The organism is Paenibacillus sp. GCM10027626 (genome assembly GCF_042676285.1).
Classification (GTDB): Bacteria; Bacillota; Bacilli; order Paenibacillales; family Paenibacillaceae; genus Paenibacillus_Z.
Genome location: NZ_JBHTHC010000002.1, coordinates 358,523 through 377,096, shown reverse-complemented (window position 1 = coordinate 377,096; position 18,574 = coordinate 358,523). Strand labels below are relative to the sequence as shown.

Genomic DNA, 18,574 nt, shown 5'->3' with positions numbered 1-18,574 from the left:
TAACTCGATCAATTACAACACTCGTTCTCTTCACAAACGGAGGAATGAATCCTATCCTTTTGCGAAGGGATCTGTTGCAATATTTCAGTGATATAGGGTTTGTCTTGGATATGTAAGGAATAATAGACCCATTGCCCCTTTTTCGTTTCTTTGACAAGACCTCCGTCTTTCAATTTGCGCATATGCTGACTAATGTTGGGCTGACTCGTTTGTAAGATGTCCACGATTTCGCATACGCATAATTCCTTTTCATTGAGCAAGGCAACAATCGTAAGCCTATTTTTGTCGCCGAGCAGCTTCAAAACATCGGCTACCTGTTCAATTTCATTCATGCAGCAACACTCCTTTAATCAACTTCTGATATCCATGCTCATTTTCTCACACTCCATTATATTTGTAAATGGTTATATAATTACTTGATTATTAATAAAAATTGAGAATGATCGCTCCGAACAAAAAACCAGTCAAAACACGAAAATAAAGTGTTAGACTGGCTTTGTATTTCGAACTATCGTATCCGATATTTCAATCCACTATTGGTATTAACACTTCAGCTTCGTCAGGCCATGCAGGATTTTCAAAATGGTAGATCTCTAATGCGAGGGCTCTTTTATTGCTTTGTTTGTTATTAACCTCCAAATAGTCATGGATGTCTTGATAAGGGTCACCTTTTGATTTTACTTTCGCATAACGATGCGGAGGTAGCGTAAACCCTATCATTCCTTCTGGTACGTCTGAGAGGTTAGCTACTTCCATACAAATTAAGTAAGTAAACAGAACCTCCGAAGAAAAGCTTGGACTCACGTACCTCACAGGATGGATAACATTTCGTATTTCATCTTTGCGTAGATAAAATTCTTGTTTCATATTTTCCACTCTTTCAGGAAGATGACCCTTGAAAGGTGACGTAATATACAAACCAACAAGATTAATTTCAGGTAAATCAAGCACCAGCACCTGGTTATTTGAGGACATTTAACGATCTCTCCTTATAGATTAAATACTTTCTAAATTATTCTAGGAAAATTTTCATCATCCTGCCCATTAGCTTGATTTAGAGGTAGTTTTTATCACCAAAAATAATTTGTTTTCCGCACAGTCTAATAACTTATCACTCAATTTTCGCAGCACGAAAAAGACAGGTATTCCCTGATGAAGCTAGGTAAACCCGAGAACCATTGTTGGAGTTGCTACTTTATAAAGCTTGGCAGCATCATCAATCTGATAAGATGTGAAAGGCCGCTAACGAACCTGACAATCCTTATTCAGCTTAAAATGGGGCCTTGTGAGCTGTAACGAATCTACCGATCGTTATTTACCGAAAATCGGCCGCTTCCCCGTCTTTTTTCCACCAATAGCGTGTCTCAGGTTCGTTACACTCAGGGCAAGCCGATTTTTCGGCCAATAGCGTGTATGAAGTTCGTTAGCTCTAATCGTCAGCATAGAGAGGATGAAATGGAAGGCATCCAGACCACTATCCCCCCTTGTGATGATGCCAGGCAGTGAATGGGCTAGCAGCTAACTGCGTTTTATGTAGTTAGTTGCTACCGGGTAGCCGATTTCAGCTGCATTTCACGATTTTGCCGCAAACTAAAGGGAGAAAATGCATATTTTTTGAACATGCGGAGGTCTTTCTTTGTTGTCCAGCGGTCTAAAAGCAACGCGCAAAACATACGAGTGATAAAAAGCCGTGTATGAAGGAGCGTGGGCAGATCGTGAAAAAGCGTAAACGACTGAGTATGGCAATCTGGAGCCTGCTAATTGTTTGCACGGCCACCTTTATATCTATACAGCTCAGCCGCCCATCTATGCAGACGCCGCCTACAGTGAACCAAACTGTAGACGGTATAACAGCTAAAATGACCTTCCCTGCGTATCCGGCCAAACGGCTGCAGCCGAACGTGCTGACAATCGAGTTAGTCGATGAGGCAGGATCCCCGGCAAGCGGTTATACACTTTCCGGCTCCTTATCGATGCCCGACATGGCTTGCGGCACTGTTCCATTCACTTTGCAGGAAGTTTCGCCAGGGCACTATGAAGGCAGCGCCATGCCGCTCATGCTTGGCGTCTGGGAAGCCTCGATAAGCGCAAAAGGAAGTGCAGCAGCCACTGCCCCGCCGCTCTCCTTCAGCCGCAGGCTCGATGTTGACAGTTAAGCCGAACTAGGCCATAAGTCTCTTCCCCATAATCATGGCCGCTGGGAAGCCTTTTTGCAATGTTCAATGGAGCTGCATGGCTTTGACAATCAATAGAAAATCTGCCCGGCTGATCTCAAAATGTCCATAGCGGAATGTATATCCCCAATTGCGGTTCCCTTTCGTAAAGCTAAGCTTGTGCAGCAGATCGGCTATTTTCGCCTCCCGGCACGGGAAATACCGGATATTCCGGCGGTAGGGCACAAAAGAATCGGACATTCGGTATTCATAAACCCGCTCGTCCACTACCTGACCGATTGCGGTGAATGCCTGAAGAACCTGTCCTTGTTTTATTTCCGTTCGAGGAGAGTAATAGATCAGCCAGTCTCCTTGGCGCATCCGCTGTAAAGGCGCTGATTTTCCGTGACAAAGCTGGGCGAATCCCCCTTCCACTCCCCGCATCACATGAGATTTGGATACGACGCCAATCCAATAACAAGCCTGTTCATCCTTGATTTCCATTTCTGCATTGGCCTTGATCATCCAAGCTCCACTCCGATAAACTGTTTCAAACGCTGCAACTGCCTCAGATGATGACGGTAATGCATTTCAATAAGCAAGAACCATTCTGTTGCATTAAGCATCCCGAATCTCGGGTGGGGAGCTGCACTTTCAGCAGAAGCTTTTTCTAGTGTCGGTTCGATTTCTTTCATTCTGCGGATCACAAAGGCTAATCCTTGGAATAATTGCTCTTTGGTTTCCGGCTGCTCTGGTGTATATTGAGGGGATGGCGGAACATGAATGCGTATAGGCGGAAAACTCCCTTGTTCAAATATGGCTGCACCCGCGTCAGTTTTGCCCGTCATGACTGCCGTAGAATCGCTGCTTTGCGCCAGGCACTGCTCAATATTCCGTAAATGCATAAACAGCGCCGATTGAATCAAATGCTGGTACATCTGCCCGATTGACCACTCGCCCTCTGCCGGCTGTCGTCTCAACTGTTCCATACTAAAACCATCCAATTCATGAAGATAATAAGCCGCCGTTTCCTGAAATTGCTGCAAAGCTTCCGTTGTATTCATATCGTCGTAACAACTCCTTAACTATCATTTAAAACTATCATACAAAAACGCTACTGACAGCGTCATGTCAGTAGCGTTTTAACATTTTTTCCGCTTCGTTTCGGATCTGTTCCCGGAAGGATTCAGGCTCCAGCACAACGACACCTGCTCCCCAACTGAGTACCCAATGCAGCACTTCCTCAGTACGGCGTACGCGCAGAATCACATGCAGGCCATCATCCTGTTTCTCTACAGCCTCCATATAATAGTTATTCGATTCCAATACCTTATCTGCAATGTCAGGAGGAACAACAATCCGAACGGTCAGATGACGGTCATCTGCAGGCTTGTAATCTGCCAGGTTAAACTCCGCAGGTGCTTCGAAGCTTTCTTCAAGCACCGTAAGCTCCGTCATGCGCGATAAGCGGAAATGGCGAATTTCCTTCCGCAGTTCACACCATGCAAGTAATGTCCATGCGCTTTTAACAAACACTAGGCCGTATGGCGCGGCGGTTCTTATGCTTTGCCTGCTGCCGCTGTCAGCAATGCTTTTCAAATAATGAAATTTCAGCTTTTGCCTTTGAAGGATAGCGCGGCGGATCGCCTCCAAATATTCTTTCTCTTTTCCTGACACGCTTCCTTTACCGGGAATCAGCCGCATTGTGTGTCGTATTCTCGTTGCTTCCTGCAGAATATTTTCCGGCAAAATGGCCTCAATTTTTTTGCGGGAGGACAATGCTTTAACGCCATAAACCGCATCAAATCTTTGTTCAATAAAATCCGTTCCGATAAGCAGTGCCACTGCCTCTTCCGCCGTAAAACAGACTGGGGGCAGAAAATATCCCTCCATTAGCGAATATCCTTGCCCCGGGGCACCGACTACAGGAACACCCGTCTCGCTGATCGCCTGAATATCCCGGTAAATGGTCCTGATACTTGTCTCGAATGCGGCGGCCAAATCTTCAGCCCGCACAAGCTTTTTTCGCTGGAGCTCAAGAACGATTGCCAGCATACGCTCCGTTTTATTCAATGATGTACCTCCCCAGTGAATCCTATTTCAGATAGATCCTGCGGGCCTCCTCGTCAAAGAATTCGATTACATGCTTATATTCAGCAATATCGATCTGGTTTTGCTTCATAATCTTCTGAATAAAGATGGCATCCGTAAAGATTTTATTAATGATCATTTTGCACCATAACGGAGTGCTTTTAAAGTAATCCACCAGATCATAAATTTCATCAAACTTAAAATAAAGGATATAAGAGACATAATTCTGAAGCAGAGTACTGAAACAATGATCACGATAAGAGTTAGAGCGATTGTCAGAAAGAAAGTCTCTTATGATACCAAATAACGTTGTTTTATTTTCGGAGTAAATATGCAGCAAATAATCAACGTCATTGATCAGCTGTAATACAACCTCTAACCCTTCTTCCGGAGGCATTGACAGCTTGGGCGCTTTACCTTCTATTGACCTTAACAGCTCCATGGTGAGATTTCTGCAGGCATCTATTTCATGTGGAGCTATAAATAATTTATCTCTATATTTGTCAAGATTCTCACTGTAGTAGTCGTGGTATATAGAAAAATAATGCTCCATATTGATATTGGTTTTCGTATGAACCAAATCTTGTCCGCTGAATGAAAAGGAGTAAAGGGTCTCCTCATTAACCGGGTGAGTATAAAGGTAGAAAAAGAAGAAAAAGTCTCTTAATTGATGTCTCTGTTCATCGGTCAATCTGGCGGCATCGGTCAATTGAGCTAACTGAAAAAAACAATAGTTCTTCATAAAATCGTTCATTGCATTAAATGGATTGATCTTGACAATGGACATCGTTTTGTTGATGGTAAATAACAAATAATACAATATCAGTTCATCATAGACATCTAGATGTTCAAAAAAAGCCAAGAGCTCCGGCTCCCAGTCCGGATTCATGGTGTAATTAGCATCTCTCGGTTGTAATTCATACATCCACTCAATAAACGACTCATTGTTACGATTGACAAAGAATAATTCTGCACTATCGTCTTCAAGGAGGCTGTATTCAAAGCAGTCCGTTTGAACGGACTGTAATCCTCTCTTGAATTTTATATTTATATATTCGTTGTATAGTAATTGAAGTTTCATCAGTCATATCCTCAGTTCATATATGATTGAGCTCGTCAATAACAGATTGGCCGGAAGAACTCTTTATTCCTTCCTAAGAGATATTCGAGATTTAGCTGGGCATTGATCGACGAGCACGCCAGGCGAAATCGGAATTTTCGCCGATAGCTCCGTTAAGCTGAGCCTTACCACAACCATGGCGAAATAGACACTACAGCACCCGCGGCTACAAGGCCGCGCATGATCGCTAACACGCCTACAAGCGCAGCGGTAATGGCACCAGCCTGGCGCAGCCCCTTTCTCCACTTTTTCCCAATCTTTCCTGCCAGAAGCCCGACAATGGCCAACGCCGGAAAAGTAGATAAACCGAACAAGGCCATCACGATCGCCCCTGCCGCCAAGCTTCCCGACGACGCCGCCTTCATTTGCATCGCGTAGGTAAGTCCGCAGGGCAAAAAACCGAAAGCAAAGCCTGTAGCGATAATATGGAGCGCCTCGCCGCCAGCCCGCTGTTCCTGCTTTTCTTTCAATATACGATTATGGAGGAAGGATGTCCACTTCCGCATAAACGGCAATTGAAATTTGCGCCATAGCCACAGCAGAATAAATAGCCCGCCTATAATCGAGGCTATCCCTTGCACGCCGGCCAGCCGCCCCGCCAAATCGACAAAAGAGCCTACGGCCCCCATTGCCGCCCCAAGCGCTGTATAAGAAACAATTCTGCCTGCATTATAGAGCAGCACTGCCTTGAGTGGCGTCGCCTGCGTCTGCAGCGATACAGCCGACACAATTCCCCCGCACATCCCCATGCAATGCGGCGCGCTCAGCAGGCCTGTCAGTACAATTAAGCTCACTTCCGGCCATATAGCTGTCATGGTCCCGTCACTCCATACGTTCCAGCGCGCGCCGCATCTGGCCGTTCAGCCGCAGCGCATTGCCGACGACCGATACCGAGCTGAAGGCCATTGCCGTACCGGCCATCCATGGTTCGAGCCAGCCAAGAGCTGCGAACGGGATGACAATTGCATTGTATAAAAAGGCAAAGGTCAAGTTCTGGCGAATATTGCGCACGGTCAGCTTGCTAATGGCCAGCGCATCCGTAATTGCCGTCAGCCGCGGACGCATTAGCGCCAGATGCCCGGCCGCCAGAGCCGCATCCGTGCCGCTCCCCATGGCAATGCCGACATCTGCTGCCGCCAGCGCAGGCGCATCATTCCAGCCGTCGCCAACCATCCCGACGCGATACCCTTTACCCTGCAGCCGGCGCACCAGCTCCGCTTTCTCCTCCGGCATCATCTCAGCTTCTACATGAGCAATTCCCGCGACTCGCGCCGCTCCGGCCGCAGTCTGTGCATGATCGCCTGTCGCCAGAAGTAGACGCAGACCGGCCGCCTGCAATTGCTTGACAGCTTCGCCGGACGTCCGCTTCACCGGATCAATCAGCGCAAGCGCGCCGCGGCAATCGCCCTCCACAAACAAATACAATACCGTGGCGCCTGCCTGCTCCTGCCGCAAGGCGAAATCGGCCGCCACCCGGTCGATAATCCAGCTGTGATCGGCGGCATGCCTCGCGTTGCCGACAGCAATTCGTTTCCCTTCTACGATCGCCTCGATTCCTTTGCCGGGCAAAGTACGGCTTTGCTGCGCCGGCGGAATGACAAGCCCCCTGCTTCTTGCCTGCGCAATAATCGCCATACCGTACGGATGGGCTGTGCCCGCTTCGGCAGCGGCCGCCCACCGCAAAATCGTATTCGCCATCGTAGTGCCGGCCGCATAAATATCGGCGACAACCGGCTTGCCTTCCGTCAATGTCCCCGTCTTATCCAGTACGATATAGTTCAGCTCGGCCAGCCGTTCGAGCGTGCCCGCCTCCTTCATGACAATTCCGCGTCTTGCCAGTCTGGCGGAAGCCAGAACAATCGAGATCGGCGCAGCAAGTCCAAGCGCGCAAGGGCATGCCGCCAGCAGCACGGCAAGTGCGCGCACCGCCGCTTTGCCGGCATTGCCGGGCTCAAGTACGAACAGCCAGACGATGAAGGTGAGGAGCGACATGGCAATCATTAAGGGCACAAACACTGCAGCCAGCCGGTCTACTTTGCGGCCGATCGACGATTTGGCCGATTGTGCCTGTCTCGTCACTAAAGCGATTTTATAGAGCATTGTCTCATTCGCTAATGCTTGGGTTCTTATGGCCAATGTCCCGTCGGCCGGCATGGTGCCGGCATATACCTTGTCTCCAGGACCCTTGGAGACCGGCATACTCTCGCCGGTGAGCAAAGATTCATCCACCGCGGCGTAGCCTTGCGCAATAATGCCGTCAACCGCAATTGGCTCTCCCGCCTCGGCGATAACCGTATCTCCGAGTCTTATTTGTTGAACGGGTACCGTCTCCCTTAATCCGGCCCGCTCCACGACAGCTTCATTCGCCACTAAAGAGGCAAAGCCGTCGCTGGCCCGCTTAATGCGGTCCGAGGCGGCCGATTCCATCCATTTTCCGAGAAGAACAGCCGTGATGACAACAGCTGAGGTTTCAAAATATAGCGCCTGCGATGTCAGCATCGCCACATAGCTATAGCCAAAGGCAGCCGTCGTGCCAATGACAATCAGCACATCCATATTGGCCGTCCGCTCCCGCAAAGCGTAATAAGCGTTAAAATAAAAAGGCATGCCCAACCCAAACTGTACGACGGCAGCCAGTACAAATTGCAGCAGCGGATCACGCAGCAGCAGCGGCACAGGGACATCGCGCAGCCAATCATAATGATGGAGCATCGACCAGAGCAGCGGCACCGTCAGGATAAATGCGAGAATGAAGCGGATGCGCAATGCGCCGCTCTCACTGCGCAGATCGTCCGCACTCTCTTGGGGCACGGCCCGAAATCCCAAGCCCGCAATGCGCTCGATAATATGATTAGGGGTAATCGCATCTGCCATATACTCGACGCTTCCCGCCTTTCCGGCGTAATGAACCGAAATGCCGCGTACCCCTTCCATTCGCCCGATTACCTTTTCGATCCGGGACGCGCATGCCGTACAGCTCATGCCCTGGATCGATAAATCAAGAATGACACTGCCGTTGTGATTGCTCACGACCGTCCCTCCCTTTTGCTCATAGATCATGTTAGTTCACTATATGAGCTCTGGTAGCAAGACATGTCTATCCCTTTGCAGGTCACTTCCTTTAAATTGGCCGATATCGGTGCAATTTTCATCCTTATGATAGTTCTATGAGAGCGGGATGGTCATCTAAGTGGATTTTAGGCATGTAAAAAAACATAATAGTCTCATTCTAATGTGTTAGAGTTCTTGTCGAAGGAAACACTTACTGCTGTACCGGTAACGTTGCATATTAGCAAGTTATGCATTGTATCAATATCAAATCGAATCCCGACGATTCCATTTGCTCCCTTTCTATAAGCCATTACTTGCATCTCTCTTAATGCAACTCCTCTCGCTTTCGCCAAAAGGTTTTGATACGACTCACTTCTCCCACCAACAAGATCTCTAACTGAAGCAATAACATCTCTAACAATATTGGCCCCCATGACGGCATCACCATAAACGATACCATAGTACTTGCTGATTTCTGCCCCTATAAATTCATCAGTTGAGGTTACAACAATAGTAGATGCTAAACCTTCTTCATTATAATCATCGTCTTCGACAAAATCTCCCATGATTTCTTCAGAATCATCCTCTTCAAAATCCTGATACCCTTCCAAGAATAAAACCTCATTGCCACAATACTTACAGTTTGAACTACTCTCTTCAATTTGTTTATGACACCAAGGACAATCTACCATATATATCCCCCCTAAATTTGATCTACTAAAAAAAGCCGCGCAAGCCCCTCCGGCTCACACCGGCAGCTTTCGCGGCAAAATACAACAATAGCTTCAGCTCACGCTCAAGCTCTAATCACCTGTGACAACATCGCCTGTCCAGCTCATCATGCCGCCAAGCACATTTATGACGTCATAGCCTTGAGCCGTCAAATAGCCGCAAGCTTTGCTGCTGCGGTTACCGCTGCGGCAAATGATATAAATCGGGGAATGGCTTTCATCCAGTTCGGATACCCGCTCTGTGAGCTCGGACAAAGCAATATGCTTCGCTTCAGCGATATGTCCGTCCTCCCATTCATCCAGCTCCCGGACATCAATCAGCTGCAAGCCGTCGCCGGCATTCAGTTTAGCGGCCAGCTGGTCTGTTGTAATTTCTTTATTCATCGTCTACTCGTCCCCTTCCAGTTTATTGCGGATCTGCTGCTCATACTGCGCAAATGCTGCCGTCCCGCTGATGCCCTGCGATTCCAGCAGCAAGCGGTAGCGAAGCTGCTTTTCATTCAACTGCTGGCGCAGAGGCAGCTGCTCCTCTTCACTTGCGCACAGCGAGATCAATTCCTGCAAAGAAACGATTTCCTTGGTCAATTGCAGCTCAGGCGGAATATATCCCGCATTTTTCAGCAGTTTGTACCCGGCGCGCAGCACCTCAGGAATATGCGATAAATCCTCAAGCTCGAGCGGCTTGCCTTTTCCCGGAAAATGATCAAACGTGCCATCTGCAATCGCTTCGCGAATCCGCTCTTCAGCAATTAAGGCGAATATATCCACAGACATGCCGCCTCCTTCCGGTTTCCTATCGTCATTTTACCTGTGACAGCATCTCATTGGCAAGCTGCAGCTATTTGCCTGTCCGCTTTTTCGCCGCCAGCAGCCTGTTGATGCGATCCTCCGCCTCATGCCGCATCTGCTTCTGCGTTTGCGGCGGCGCTTGCTGCTCTGCCGGCTTGGGGGAACCGCCAGACGGCGGACGGACACCGGGCTTTGCCCGCTCCCGTTCCCGCTCCTGCTCCCGCTCCGTCACCGCCGGCGATTTCCGCGGCTCTGCTTCCTTGCTGTAAAAGGCCCTCGTCTGCTCCTTTCGCTGCCGCAAGCGGGACATTTGCCCATGCCCGGCTGCCGCCGGACTAGCAGCAGACGGCGTCTGCGATTGCTTGCTGCGCCTTCCGCCCGCCAGCTGCGCCAGCCTCGCCCAAGGAATGGAAATACGGCGGACGGCAATATCGACGAGCCAGACCAATAGCGCCGCGATAAGCAATTCTCTCGTCCAATCCGCATAGCGGCGGCTGTCCGTTTTGGCAAATTGATAGACGTCACCGGGATTTTCCAACGACAGCACCCGCCCTCCGGTCAATTCCGCCAATTTGCGCAGCTTCTCGCCGCCCTCGCCGGCGCTAATCCGGTATTCAGGCGCATACGGGATGACAAAGCCTGCCGTAACGCCATCCTTTTCCCCCGCTTTCCCGGCTGAGATCTTCGCCATATAAACGCCCGGCTGTGCCGCCGGCATTGTCAACTCATATTCTCCCGGACGCACAGGCAGCGCCGGCAGCTCCAACCGCTCTCCGTTGTCGTCGGTAATAGCGACATTGATCCCTGTAGATCCGCCATCGGTCGCTGTAATGCCCAGCTTCGTTTCCCCGCCTTCCAGCGAAGCGGCAATCTCGTACGGGGCGGCATTGAATTGCGGGAAAGTCCATTTCACCCATGCAGAAAATAAGGACGGGAATTTCCCCCATAACGTCCAATCCGCCGACCAGTTACCCGTCAAATCGCTCGTCCACGCTACCGTTCTTCCCGAACCATACTGCCAGCGGGCAAGCAGCGGATCGCCGTCAGGGGTCAAAAGTACAGCATCTGCCGTTTCCTTGGCTGTTGTCGCGATATAAGCATCGATCGCCGGCATGCCTTCGCCAAAAAGCGTGGACCAGTTGCCAGCTTGCCCAATGAGCGGCACAAAACGTTTATTCACAATATACGTGCGCGACATCATAACAGCTTCCCGGCTGAAAATGGCTGGCAGCGTACTTTGATCATTCGTGAAATAATACCGGCCTTTGGCGGCATCCGCCAACTGCTTAAGCAGCCCGGTATCTGCTCCGTCGCCGACAGCTACAGTCGACAGTGTCATCTTGTCTTCCACGATCGAAGCCGTCAGCTTGCCGTATCCGGCATTCGGATCAGCCTGGCCGTCGGTCAATAAAATAATATGCTTCCGCTCCGCTTTCACATCGCGCAATGCTTGATAGGCCGTCGCCAGCGAGGAATAGATTTCCGTTCCGCCATCGGCCTGAATGCCTTGAATGCTGCTTATGACATCATCGCGCTCTGTCAGCTTGGTCGGCTTGATGACCCACCACGGCTCGGAATCGAAGGCGACGACGCCGACGGTATCTTCATCGCGCATCAGCTCTACTGTCCGGATTGCCGCTTCCTTGGCCAGCTCTATTTTCCCGTCCGCCATGCTGCCTGATTTATCAATGACCAGCACGAGACCAAGCGACGGTATTTTCCGCTTTCCCTTCAAATCCATATAAACCGGAAGCGCCCGTTCAACCGGCGTTTTGAAATATCCGCCGAGACCGTAGCTTTCCTCGCCGCCAGCCATGACAAGCCCGACGCCAAAGTCGGAAACGGCCTTGCCCAGCCACTCCATCGGTCCGGCAGCAATCCGGGTAGCCGGCACATTGTTCAAAATGATGCTATCATATTGGGCATAGCTTGCCAATTGCTGCGGAAGCTGCTCCGGCTGTATCGTCGCCGTGCGTATTAGCGATGCGGCAAGCGCTTTTTCGATATTGGCCGAGCTGCCCGACTTTCCTTCAACAATAAGCACAGATGGAGGTCCCTCCACCCGGCTGAAGGCATAGGCCGCATTATTTTCTGCCCGCTCGTCGCCGGCGGCGTACAGCTCGGCGCGATAGCGGTGAAAGCCGGGTGACGTCGCGACGCTTTGCAGGGCAAAACGGTTTTCTCCCCGCTCCAGCTGTACGCTCTGCTTGGCAATTTCCCGATTATCCTCGTACAGCCGCAGCTCGCCATCGCCGGCATAGGTACTTTTAATCGTCACCTGAAAGACAAACTTCTCTGCCTGCCGCAAGCTTTTCGGCAGCTCAAGACGTTCGACGGCCGCATCGCGCCGTTCCCGGGGGGCAATCGGCAGCACATCGACGGCTATGCCCAGATCGCGCAGCAGCCGGCCTTGGCGCAGCAAGTCGCCCATATTTTCTTCGCCGTCAGAGAGCAGCACGACTCTGCCGCCCTCAGCCGGCAGCAAGCTGGAGCCCAGCTGCAGCCCTTGCGCCAAATGGCTGAAGGACGGCTCCGTCTGCGCACGGAAGGAGAATTGCTCCTTATTCTCCTCCGGAATGGCAGCGGTAAGCGGCAGCTCCACCACCGCATTCCGCCCCACGGCGACAACAGCTGCGCGATCCCCTTGCTCCTTGCTCATAGCGGCGCTCGCAATCCACTGTCCCAGCAAGCCGTCTGCGTCCAGACTTGCCGAGCGGTCGGCAACAAATATGACGTCCCGCTGGGAAACGGTAACAAAGGGCTGGAAGCCTGCAATCACAGCAATAATCAGCAGCATCGCTAGCGCCCGCAGGCTGATGGCCGCGTATTTGCGCCCGCCGGACAGCCGTATCGTGGAGCGGAGCATCCACCATAACAAGGCTGCCCAAGGAAGCAGCAGAAGCAGCATCCAGGGATGGTCAAACTGCACGCCCACGCCGATACACCCCCCATTCCAATACGATCACCAGCAGTGCAAGCAATGCCAGCCAGCGTATGAATTCATCGGACAGCTGCAGCTCGAGGCTGCTGTCAGCTTCAGCGGCACCGCCAGTCTCCGCCGGTTTTTGCTGCAGCTGCAGCTCCCGGCTTATGCCTTGCTCGCGCGGATCGGCCGTTACCGCCAGCAGCCGCTCGGCAATTACTTCACCCTGCTGCCCCTTCTCTACCAATTGATAAAGTCCGGGGATTTCCGGCGCTGTCTGTTCCGCATTCAGCAGCCCGTCCTTAGCCTCGAGCGCAATTTCCGTTCTGTTTTGTGCATATGCTTCAAGGCCAGGAAGCGGCTCAAGCAATTTCCATTCCGCCGCTGCCGTTTGTGAAGCAAAATCAAGCTCCACTGCGGCACCGGCCACCGCCTCACCCAATTGCCCGCCGGCGCCCCCGCTCATCCAATCTGCCGCTTGCGCCATCAAAACCGGAAACTCCGGGCGCAGCGGCAAATCGGATTGATGCAGGTCGAATGTGAAGAGCAGTCTTGGCCGCCCATTTACTGTACCGGCATATAAAGCCGGAATGCCGCGATATTCAATGATCGGCTCTCCCCAGGACACGGCGGGATCGGCCAATTGCGCAATATGAACATCCTCAAAGGATAAAAACCGGGTGACTGGATGGTCACGCACGACAATACCGGCATCGTTGCCTCCAGCTGCAGCCGTTCCCCCCGTTCCCCCCGTTCCCCCCGCCTTGCCGGCAGCTGCAAACTGCAGAACCGGCTTTTCTGCCAGCAGCCTTTGCCAGGCTTTGGACTGCAACTGCTCATCCGCTGCGCCGTCGATGACGATCCAGTCTGTCGCCGCTATCGTTTTCTCATCCGGCTCGAACGAAGACGGGTCAGCCTTCACGATGGCCGCGCCTGCCAGCTGCAGCGCTTTTTCGAGGAACAGGTTTCCGGCGGTTACAAGCAGCACCTGCTGCCTGCCGGCAGGCGCAGCAAATTGATAGCGGACATCATCCGCCATGTAGCCGTCGCCGCCGCCGAGCAATTGCGCTTTATACAACTTCGCAGCTGGAAGGTCGTGCACAGCAACGCTCTCCCATTCGCCAGCCGCCACGATCGCCTTGATTTCGGCGATGGCCGTCTTGCTGCCGTCGGCATAAATCCCTGCCCGCAGCTCGGCTTTCGCGCTGCTGTCATTGCGGATCGTCACCACTCCAGCATATCGTCCCGGCGTGGCGGCCTCCGCCTTCACGCCAAAGGCGGCAATCGCCCCGCTGGCAGCTCCCTTCCCTCCATCGATGTTCACGATCGTGACAGGGGCTTGCAAGCTAAGCTGCTCCGCCGCGGCGGCATCCGGCCATTGTCCGTCCGTTACAACGACAATCTCCCGTTCCCGCTCCTCCCGCAGCAGGGCATCTGCAAGCGATAAGGCCGCCGTATTATCATTTGTCCCAAAGAAGGGCTCGATAGCCGACAGAGCGGCCGCCGCCTTCTTTTTATCCCGTTCATGCAGCAGCTCAATTGCCGGTTCCTTGCCCGTAGCAATAATGGAAATTTCCGTGGAAGCCGATGTATGTTCATCGATCCACTGCCGTATGGCAGCCTTCGCCGCTTCCAGCCGGTTTATTCGTTCTGACATGCCTTCGCTCCCAGCCGCCAAAGCCGTCATGCTTGCAGAGCGGTCCACCACAATAACGACATGGCCAGCAGCAGTTGCGCTGCGCCATAAGCCCGGCTCCATCAGAGCTAGCACCAGCAGCGAAGCAACGATTAGCTGCAGCAGGAGCAGCAGCGACCGCCGCAGCCTTTGCCAGGGGCGGTTTGCCTCCTGCACCTGCAATGCGCGGTTCCACAGAAGATGGCTCGCTACCGGAGTATCGATGTAGGTTCTTTTTAATAAATACATGAGAGCGATAGCCGGAAGCGACAACGCGAACCAAATTGACGCTATAGATTGAAAGGACATGCCGCCGCCTCCTTGCCTGGATTCTGTTACAGATGATGCTGTAGTTAAAAAGCTGCTTAACCGCGCAGCAGCCCGGTCGCCAAAAACAGCCGGTGGATCGTCTGCTCAAGCGGCACTCCTGTATCTACCGGCACATAGCCGATCTCGCGGCGGCCGCATAGAACAGAGAGATATTCACAGTGTTCATGCAGCGCCTGCCGGTAAGCGTTCATGACGCCTGAGCCGAAAGCGACATCCTTTCCTGTACCCAGCTCGCTGTCAATCAAGCGCAGTTCGCCTTGCAGTTCCGGCCGCAGTTCATCCGGCGACAACGTATGAACAAAAACCACTTGCTGCCCCGAGCCGATCAGCCTGTCCAGCGTCTCTTCCATTCCCTGCTCATACAGACCGTCCGAGAACAGCCAGGTCTGCCCGGTATGCCGCGGCAGCAAAGGAGACGCTGCCATAAAGGCGTGCGCCATATTGCCGCTTCCGCCTCCATTGCCTGCCCCGCCTGACAAGGTGCGCCATTGCTCATCCAAAAAACGAATGAGGCGAAACACGCTGCTTCTTCCCCGCATAAACGGAAGCTCTTCCGACATCTGTTCGGCAAATAATTTAACAGCTACCCGATCCTCTCCCGCAAGCGCCGCATAGCCGATACACGCCGCCAGCTGCAGGGCATAATAAAATTTATTGCCGTCCTTACGCGGATAACCAAAGGTCATCGATCGCGAGGCATCAACAAGCAGATGAACGCAGATTTGCTGCTCATCCCAATACTGGCGAATAAAAGCCCGGCCTGTTCGTCCGTATACATTCCAATCGATCCGCCGAATATCGTCTCCGGGGACATAAGGACGAAAATCGGCAAATTCCAGCGAGCTGCCCACATTTCGCGAACGCCGTTTCCCTTGCAGCCCGCCGCGCCCGCCGCCTTTCGCGGCAACCGCCAAACGCTCCATCAGATGCAGCACTGCAGGCGGAAGCAGCTGCTCTCCATCTTGTTCCACCGCATTAATGCCAAAGCCGCCCGGCCGCTTGCTCATCACTCATTCTCCAGGCGGTCAATTATCGCTTGAATGATATCGTCCGCACGAATCCCCATCGCCTGGCCCTCATAGCCCAGCACAATTCTGTGCCGCAATGCCGGGATTGCCGTCAACCGCACATCCTGCCGGGAGATGTTAAGCCGGCCCTGCAGCAGCGCCCTCGCTTTGCTGACCGCAATGATAGACTGAATACCGCGCGGACCGGAGCCAAAACGAACATATTGCTTCACGATATCCGGCGCATCGCTTTCCTCCGGATGGGTCATCATCAGCATCCGTACAGTCCAATCCAGCAAATCCTCGGATACAAGCACTTCTTTCGCCATTGCCTGCAGCTCGCTCAGTCTGGCGGATGTCAGCATTTTCTCCGCTGCCGCCTGTGCGGGAGCAGTCGTGCGCACCACAATTTCCTTCAGTTCCTCGCGCGTCGGATAATCTACATTTATTTTCAATAGGAAACGGTCAAGCTGCGCTTCAGGCAAAGGATAAGTCCCTTCCTGCTCCAACGGATTTTGTGTAGCCAGTACAAAAAAAGGTGAAGGCAGCCTGTAGGTCTCCCCTCCGGCCGTCACTGTCTTTTCCTGCATCGCCTCCAGCAAGGCGCTTTGTGTTTTTGGCGTTGCCCGGTTAATTTCATCGGCAAGCACAATATTGCCAAAAATCGGCCCTTTCTGAAAGCGGTAAGAGGTTTGGCCCTGCTGGCCGAATTCAACCAGATTCGTGCCTGTAATATCTGCAGGCATCAAATCCGGCGTGAACTGGATCCTCGTAAAATGCAAATCCAACGTATCGGCAATGGTGCGTACCAGCATCGTCTTGCCTAACCCGGGAATCCCTTCAAGCAATGCATGTCCGCCGGCCAGTATCGCCCATAGCAGCTGATCGACGATAGACGATTGCCCGACGATTACGCGGCCGATTTCCGCCTTGACGGATGCGATCGTCTCCGCCGCTTCACTTAATTGCGCTTTTGATTCCAGCATGCTGCTGCACCCCTCTATAACATCATTTAACGATTAGGCTGAATTTGTTCAAAATAGTCTCTGACCTTCTGCTGCATCCGCTGCGGCAATTGACTGCGGGTCAGCGCCTCCTTGGCCTCCGTAGCATACTGTCCGTACACTTCCGTGTATGGCCGCGTTCCGCCGTCAACCATCGCCGACTTGCCGCCGGTTTCCAGCTTTCCCCCGGTTGCCGCTCCACCGTCCTGCTCGATATTGCCTTCTCCCGCCAGCGAACGCGGAGTGGCAATCAATTCGCGATTGCCACTGCCGTTTCCGTAGCCTTGATCGCCGGCACCGCTGCCGCCGCCATTTCCACTACCTGCTCCGGCTCCGGAACCACCTCCGCTTCCGGCGCCAGCGCCAGCCCCAGTGCCGCTGCCAGCGCCCGAAGCTCCTTGGCCGCTTTCGCCGCCATTCTGCGGTTCTTCGCCATTGCCGGAGCTGCCAGAGCTGCCGGATGACGGGCTTTCGCCTGATTGGCCGCCTGTGCCGCCTTCCCCGTTCCCTTTCGACTCTGAGCCGGCTTCTGCAGTTCCCGCGCTGCCATTCATTCCGGCAGCTTGCGCCAATCCTTCCGCGAGCTGTCCGGAAAGCGATGCAGCCAGCGCCGACAGCTGCTCCTCCGATAAAGCATCCGCCAGCATCTGCTCCAGGCCGGCAAGCGCATCGCCGCCTTGTCCCGCCTCCGCATTTTGCAGCAGCTGCCGGGCAGCGTCCTGCAGCGTATCATTCAGCTCGGGAAGCTCGCCGCCGGCCCGCTCCAGCGCTTTGGCCAGTGCTTCGCGCTCCTCTTGCGTCAAACGCTTCAGCGATTCGCGCATATCGTCGATCGCCGCCTTCATTTCGGCTTGATCCCGCTTTTCCAGTGCCTCGCCCAGCTTGCGCAGCTCCGGCTCCTTTTGCATCGCCGACGCAGCCTTTTGCATTTTTTCGGCCGCCAGGCCCGACTTGGAAGACAGCTTTTCCAGTTCTCTCCGCGCTTCCTCCAGTATGCGTTCGGCCTCCTGAGGCTCTTGCAGCTTGGTCAGCTTTTCCTTCATTTCGATAAGCGGCTGCTGCAGTTCCTGCTTCATTGCCTCCGGGAGCTGCGAAGTCGCCAGCTTCTCTGCGATCTCCTCAATCGCCGCAGCGGCCTCGCCATAGTTTTTTTTCACTTCTGCCGCCACTTGCGCTTTACGGTCCATCTCTCCAGGCACAACCGCCCAATAGACAGACGCCGCAAGCAGCAATGCTCCGCTGTACATCAAAAACCGGTAGCGTGCAGGAACACTCCAAGCAAGCGGCATATGCTGCTTTAGCGCTGCGACATAACGCTCCGCCGCGTTAACGGCATCCTCCCGCTGGATAGCGGCGATCGGCGACGTACTGTCCAGAAGCCCGAAAGCAGTGCCTACCGCATCTTCTGTCGCTCCATCCATCCTGCGGGCAACTTCATGCCGCGGCACACCGCGCACAACTGCAAACAGTACACCGAGAACAGGAGCGGCAAGCAAAAGCGAGAAGGCAATGCCCCGGACATGAAGGAGTGGAACGAACCGGCTTGCGAGCAGTAAGATAAAAGAACTGCCGATTCCGCACAACAGTCCCGCCAATCCAAAATGCAGACTATGCAGCAGCAGCATCCGCCGCTGAACGCGTCTAATTGCCTGCAGCAGCCGTTGTGTCGCTTGCATGAAAATTCCTCCCTTCTCCTTCTC

General features: G+C 52.9%; 17 protein-coding genes. 1 reads left to right on the top strand and 16 read right to left on the bottom strand.

Going from position 1 to position 18,574, the window contains the following annotated elements:
* Positions 1–8: 8 nt before the first annotated feature.
* Both ACFQ0N_RS05575 and ACFQ0N_RS05570 read right to left on the bottom strand, forming a co-directional pair.
* Positions 9–332 (bottom strand): ArsR/SmtB family transcription factor, encoded by a 324-nt coding sequence (locus ACFQ0N_RS05575; protein WP_379323663.1) that lies wholly within the window; start codon positions 330–332, stop codon positions 9–11.
* A gap of 193 nt (positions 333–525) precedes the next feature.
* Entirely contained in the window at positions 526–975 is a 450-nt protein-coding gene (locus tag ACFQ0N_RS05570) for a GyrI-like domain-containing protein (protein WP_379323661.1), read from the bottom strand.
* A gap of 740 nt (positions 976–1,715) precedes the next feature.
* On the opposite strand from ACFQ0N_RS05570, the gene ACFQ0N_RS05565 reads away from it, so the two are divergent.
* Entirely contained in the window at positions 1,716–2,156 is a 441-nt protein-coding gene (locus tag ACFQ0N_RS05565) for a FixH family protein (RefSeq protein WP_379323659.1), read from the top strand.
* Between the two features lie 63 nt (positions 2,157–2,219).
* On the opposite strand, the gene ACFQ0N_RS05560 is transcribed toward ACFQ0N_RS05565, so the two are convergent.
* The 14 genes from ACFQ0N_RS05560 to ACFQ0N_RS05495 form a co-directional block, all read right to left on the bottom strand.
* A complete protein-coding gene (locus tag ACFQ0N_RS05560; RefSeq protein WP_379323657.1) occupies positions 2,220–2,678 on the bottom strand; it encodes an EVE domain-containing protein in 459 nt (152 codons plus the stop codon).
* The gene (locus ACFQ0N_RS05555; RefSeq protein WP_379323655.1) at positions 2,675–3,217 is read right to left on the bottom strand and encodes a DinB family protein; all 543 of its coding nucleotides are present in this window, start codon (positions 3,215–3,217) and stop codon (positions 2,675–2,677) included. Before ACFQ0N_RS05555 ends, ACFQ0N_RS05560 begins: the two co-directional genes overlap by 4 nt.
* A 67-nt stretch (positions 3,218–3,284) precedes the next feature.
* On the bottom strand, positions 3,285–4,226 hold the full coding sequence (locus tag ACFQ0N_RS05550) for a helix-turn-helix transcriptional regulator (protein ID WP_379323653.1): 942 nt from the start codon (positions 4,224–4,226) through the stop codon (positions 3,285–3,287).
* A gap of 22 nt (positions 4,227–4,248) precedes the next feature.
* Complete coding sequence (locus ACFQ0N_RS05545; protein WP_379323651.1) at positions 4,249–5,325, bottom strand: hypothetical protein; 1,077 nt, start codon at positions 5,323–5,325, stop codon at positions 4,249–4,251.
* A 164-nt stretch (positions 5,326–5,489) separates the two neighbouring features.
* Positions 5,490–6,179, bottom strand: a complete 690-nt coding sequence (locus tag ACFQ0N_RS05540; protein WP_379323649.1) for a sulfite exporter TauE/SafE family protein — start codon at positions 6,177–6,179, stop codon at positions 5,490–5,492.
* 7 nt (positions 6,180–6,186) lie between these two features.
* Entirely contained in the window at positions 6,187–8,394 is a 2,208-nt protein-coding gene (locus ACFQ0N_RS05535) for a heavy metal translocating P-type ATPase (protein ID WP_379323647.1), read from the bottom strand.
* 194 nt (positions 8,395–8,588) lie between these two features.
* Entirely contained in the window at positions 8,589–8,927 is a 339-nt protein-coding gene (locus ACFQ0N_RS05530) for a YbjQ family protein (protein ID WP_379324281.1), read from the bottom strand.
* A 291-nt stretch (positions 8,928–9,218) separates the two neighbouring features.
* Positions 9,219–9,530 (bottom strand): rhodanese-like domain-containing protein, encoded by a 312-nt coding sequence (locus tag ACFQ0N_RS05525; RefSeq protein ID WP_379323645.1) that lies wholly within the window; start codon positions 9,528–9,530, stop codon positions 9,219–9,221.
* A 3-nt stretch (positions 9,531–9,533) separates the two neighbouring features.
* A complete protein-coding gene (locus ACFQ0N_RS05520) occupies positions 9,534–9,920 on the bottom strand; it encodes a DnaJ family domain-containing protein (RefSeq protein WP_379323643.1) in 387 nt (128 codons plus the stop codon).
* Between the two features lie 64 nt (positions 9,921–9,984).
* Positions 9,985–12,870 carry a VWA domain-containing protein gene (locus ACFQ0N_RS05515; RefSeq protein WP_379323641.1) on the bottom strand — a complete coding sequence of 962 codons (2,886 nt, stop codon included), beginning with the start codon at positions 12,868–12,870 and terminating at the stop codon, positions 9,985–9,987.
* The gene (locus tag ACFQ0N_RS05510) at positions 12,854–14,842 is read right to left on the bottom strand and encodes a VWA domain-containing protein (protein ID WP_379323639.1); all 1,989 of its coding nucleotides are present in this window, start codon (positions 14,840–14,842) and stop codon (positions 12,854–12,856) included. The genes ACFQ0N_RS05515 and ACFQ0N_RS05510 overlap by 17 nt, the downstream gene beginning before the upstream one ends.
* A 56-nt stretch (positions 14,843–14,898) precedes the next feature.
* Complete coding sequence (locus ACFQ0N_RS05505) at positions 14,899–15,870, bottom strand: DUF58 domain-containing protein (RefSeq protein WP_379323637.1); 972 nt, start codon at positions 15,868–15,870, stop codon at positions 14,899–14,901.
* Positions 15,870–16,856, bottom strand: a complete 987-nt coding sequence (locus ACFQ0N_RS05500) for an AAA family ATPase (protein WP_379323635.1) — start codon at positions 16,854–16,856, stop codon at positions 15,870–15,872. Before ACFQ0N_RS05500 ends, ACFQ0N_RS05505 begins: the two co-directional genes overlap by 1 nt.
* Before the next feature lie 26 nt (positions 16,857–16,882).
* A complete protein-coding gene (locus ACFQ0N_RS05495; RefSeq protein ID WP_379323633.1) occupies positions 16,883–18,550 on the bottom strand; it encodes a hypothetical protein in 1,668 nt (555 codons plus the stop codon).
* Positions 18,551–18,574: the final 24 nt, after the last annotated feature.

Excerpts from the sequence above, each read along its gene's own strand:
- ACFQ0N_RS05555 (WP_379323655.1), bottom strand. The coding sequence starts at position 3,217 with ATGAATACAACGGAAGCTTTGCAGCAATTTCAGGAAACGGCGGCTTAT.
- ACFQ0N_RS05500 (WP_379323635.1), bottom strand. The coding sequence starts at position 16,856 with ATGCTGGAATCAAAAGCGCAATTAAGTGAAGCGGCGGAGACGATCGCA.
- ACFQ0N_RS05495 (WP_379323633.1), bottom strand. The coding sequence starts at position 18,550 with ATGCAAGCGACACAACGGCTGCTGCAGGCAATTAGACGCGTTCAGCGG.
- ACFQ0N_RS05545 (WP_379323651.1), bottom strand. The coding sequence starts at position 5,325 with ATGAAACTTCAATTACTATACAACGAATATATAAATATAAAATTCAAG.
- ACFQ0N_RS05575 (WP_379323663.1), bottom strand. The coding sequence starts at position 332 with ATGAATGAAATTGAACAGGTAGCCGATGTTTTGAAGCTGCTCGGCGAC.
- ACFQ0N_RS05510 (WP_379323639.1), bottom strand. The coding sequence starts at position 14,842 with ATGTCCTTTCAATCTATAGCGTCAATTTGGTTCGCGTTGTCGCTTCCG.
- ACFQ0N_RS05520 (WP_379323643.1), bottom strand. The coding sequence starts at position 9,920 with ATGTCTGTGGATATATTCGCCTTAATTGCTGAAGAGCGGATTCGCGAA.
- ACFQ0N_RS05570 (WP_379323661.1), bottom strand. The coding sequence starts at position 975 with ATGTCCTCAAATAACCAGGTGCTGGTGCTTGATTTACCTGAAATTAAT.
- ACFQ0N_RS05505 (WP_379323637.1), bottom strand. The coding sequence starts at position 15,870 with ATGAGCAAGCGGCCGGGCGGCTTTGGCATTAATGCGGTGGAACAAGAT.
- ACFQ0N_RS05540 (WP_379323649.1), bottom strand. The coding sequence starts at position 6,179 with ATGACAGCTATATGGCCGGAAGTGAGCTTAATTGTACTGACAGGCCTG.
- ACFQ0N_RS05560 (WP_379323657.1), bottom strand. The coding sequence starts at position 2,678 with ATGATCAAGGCCAATGCAGAAATGGAAATCAAGGATGAACAGGCTTGT.
- ACFQ0N_RS05525 (WP_379323645.1), bottom strand. The coding sequence starts at position 9,530 with ATGAATAAAGAAATTACAACAGACCAGCTGGCCGCTAAACTGAATGCC.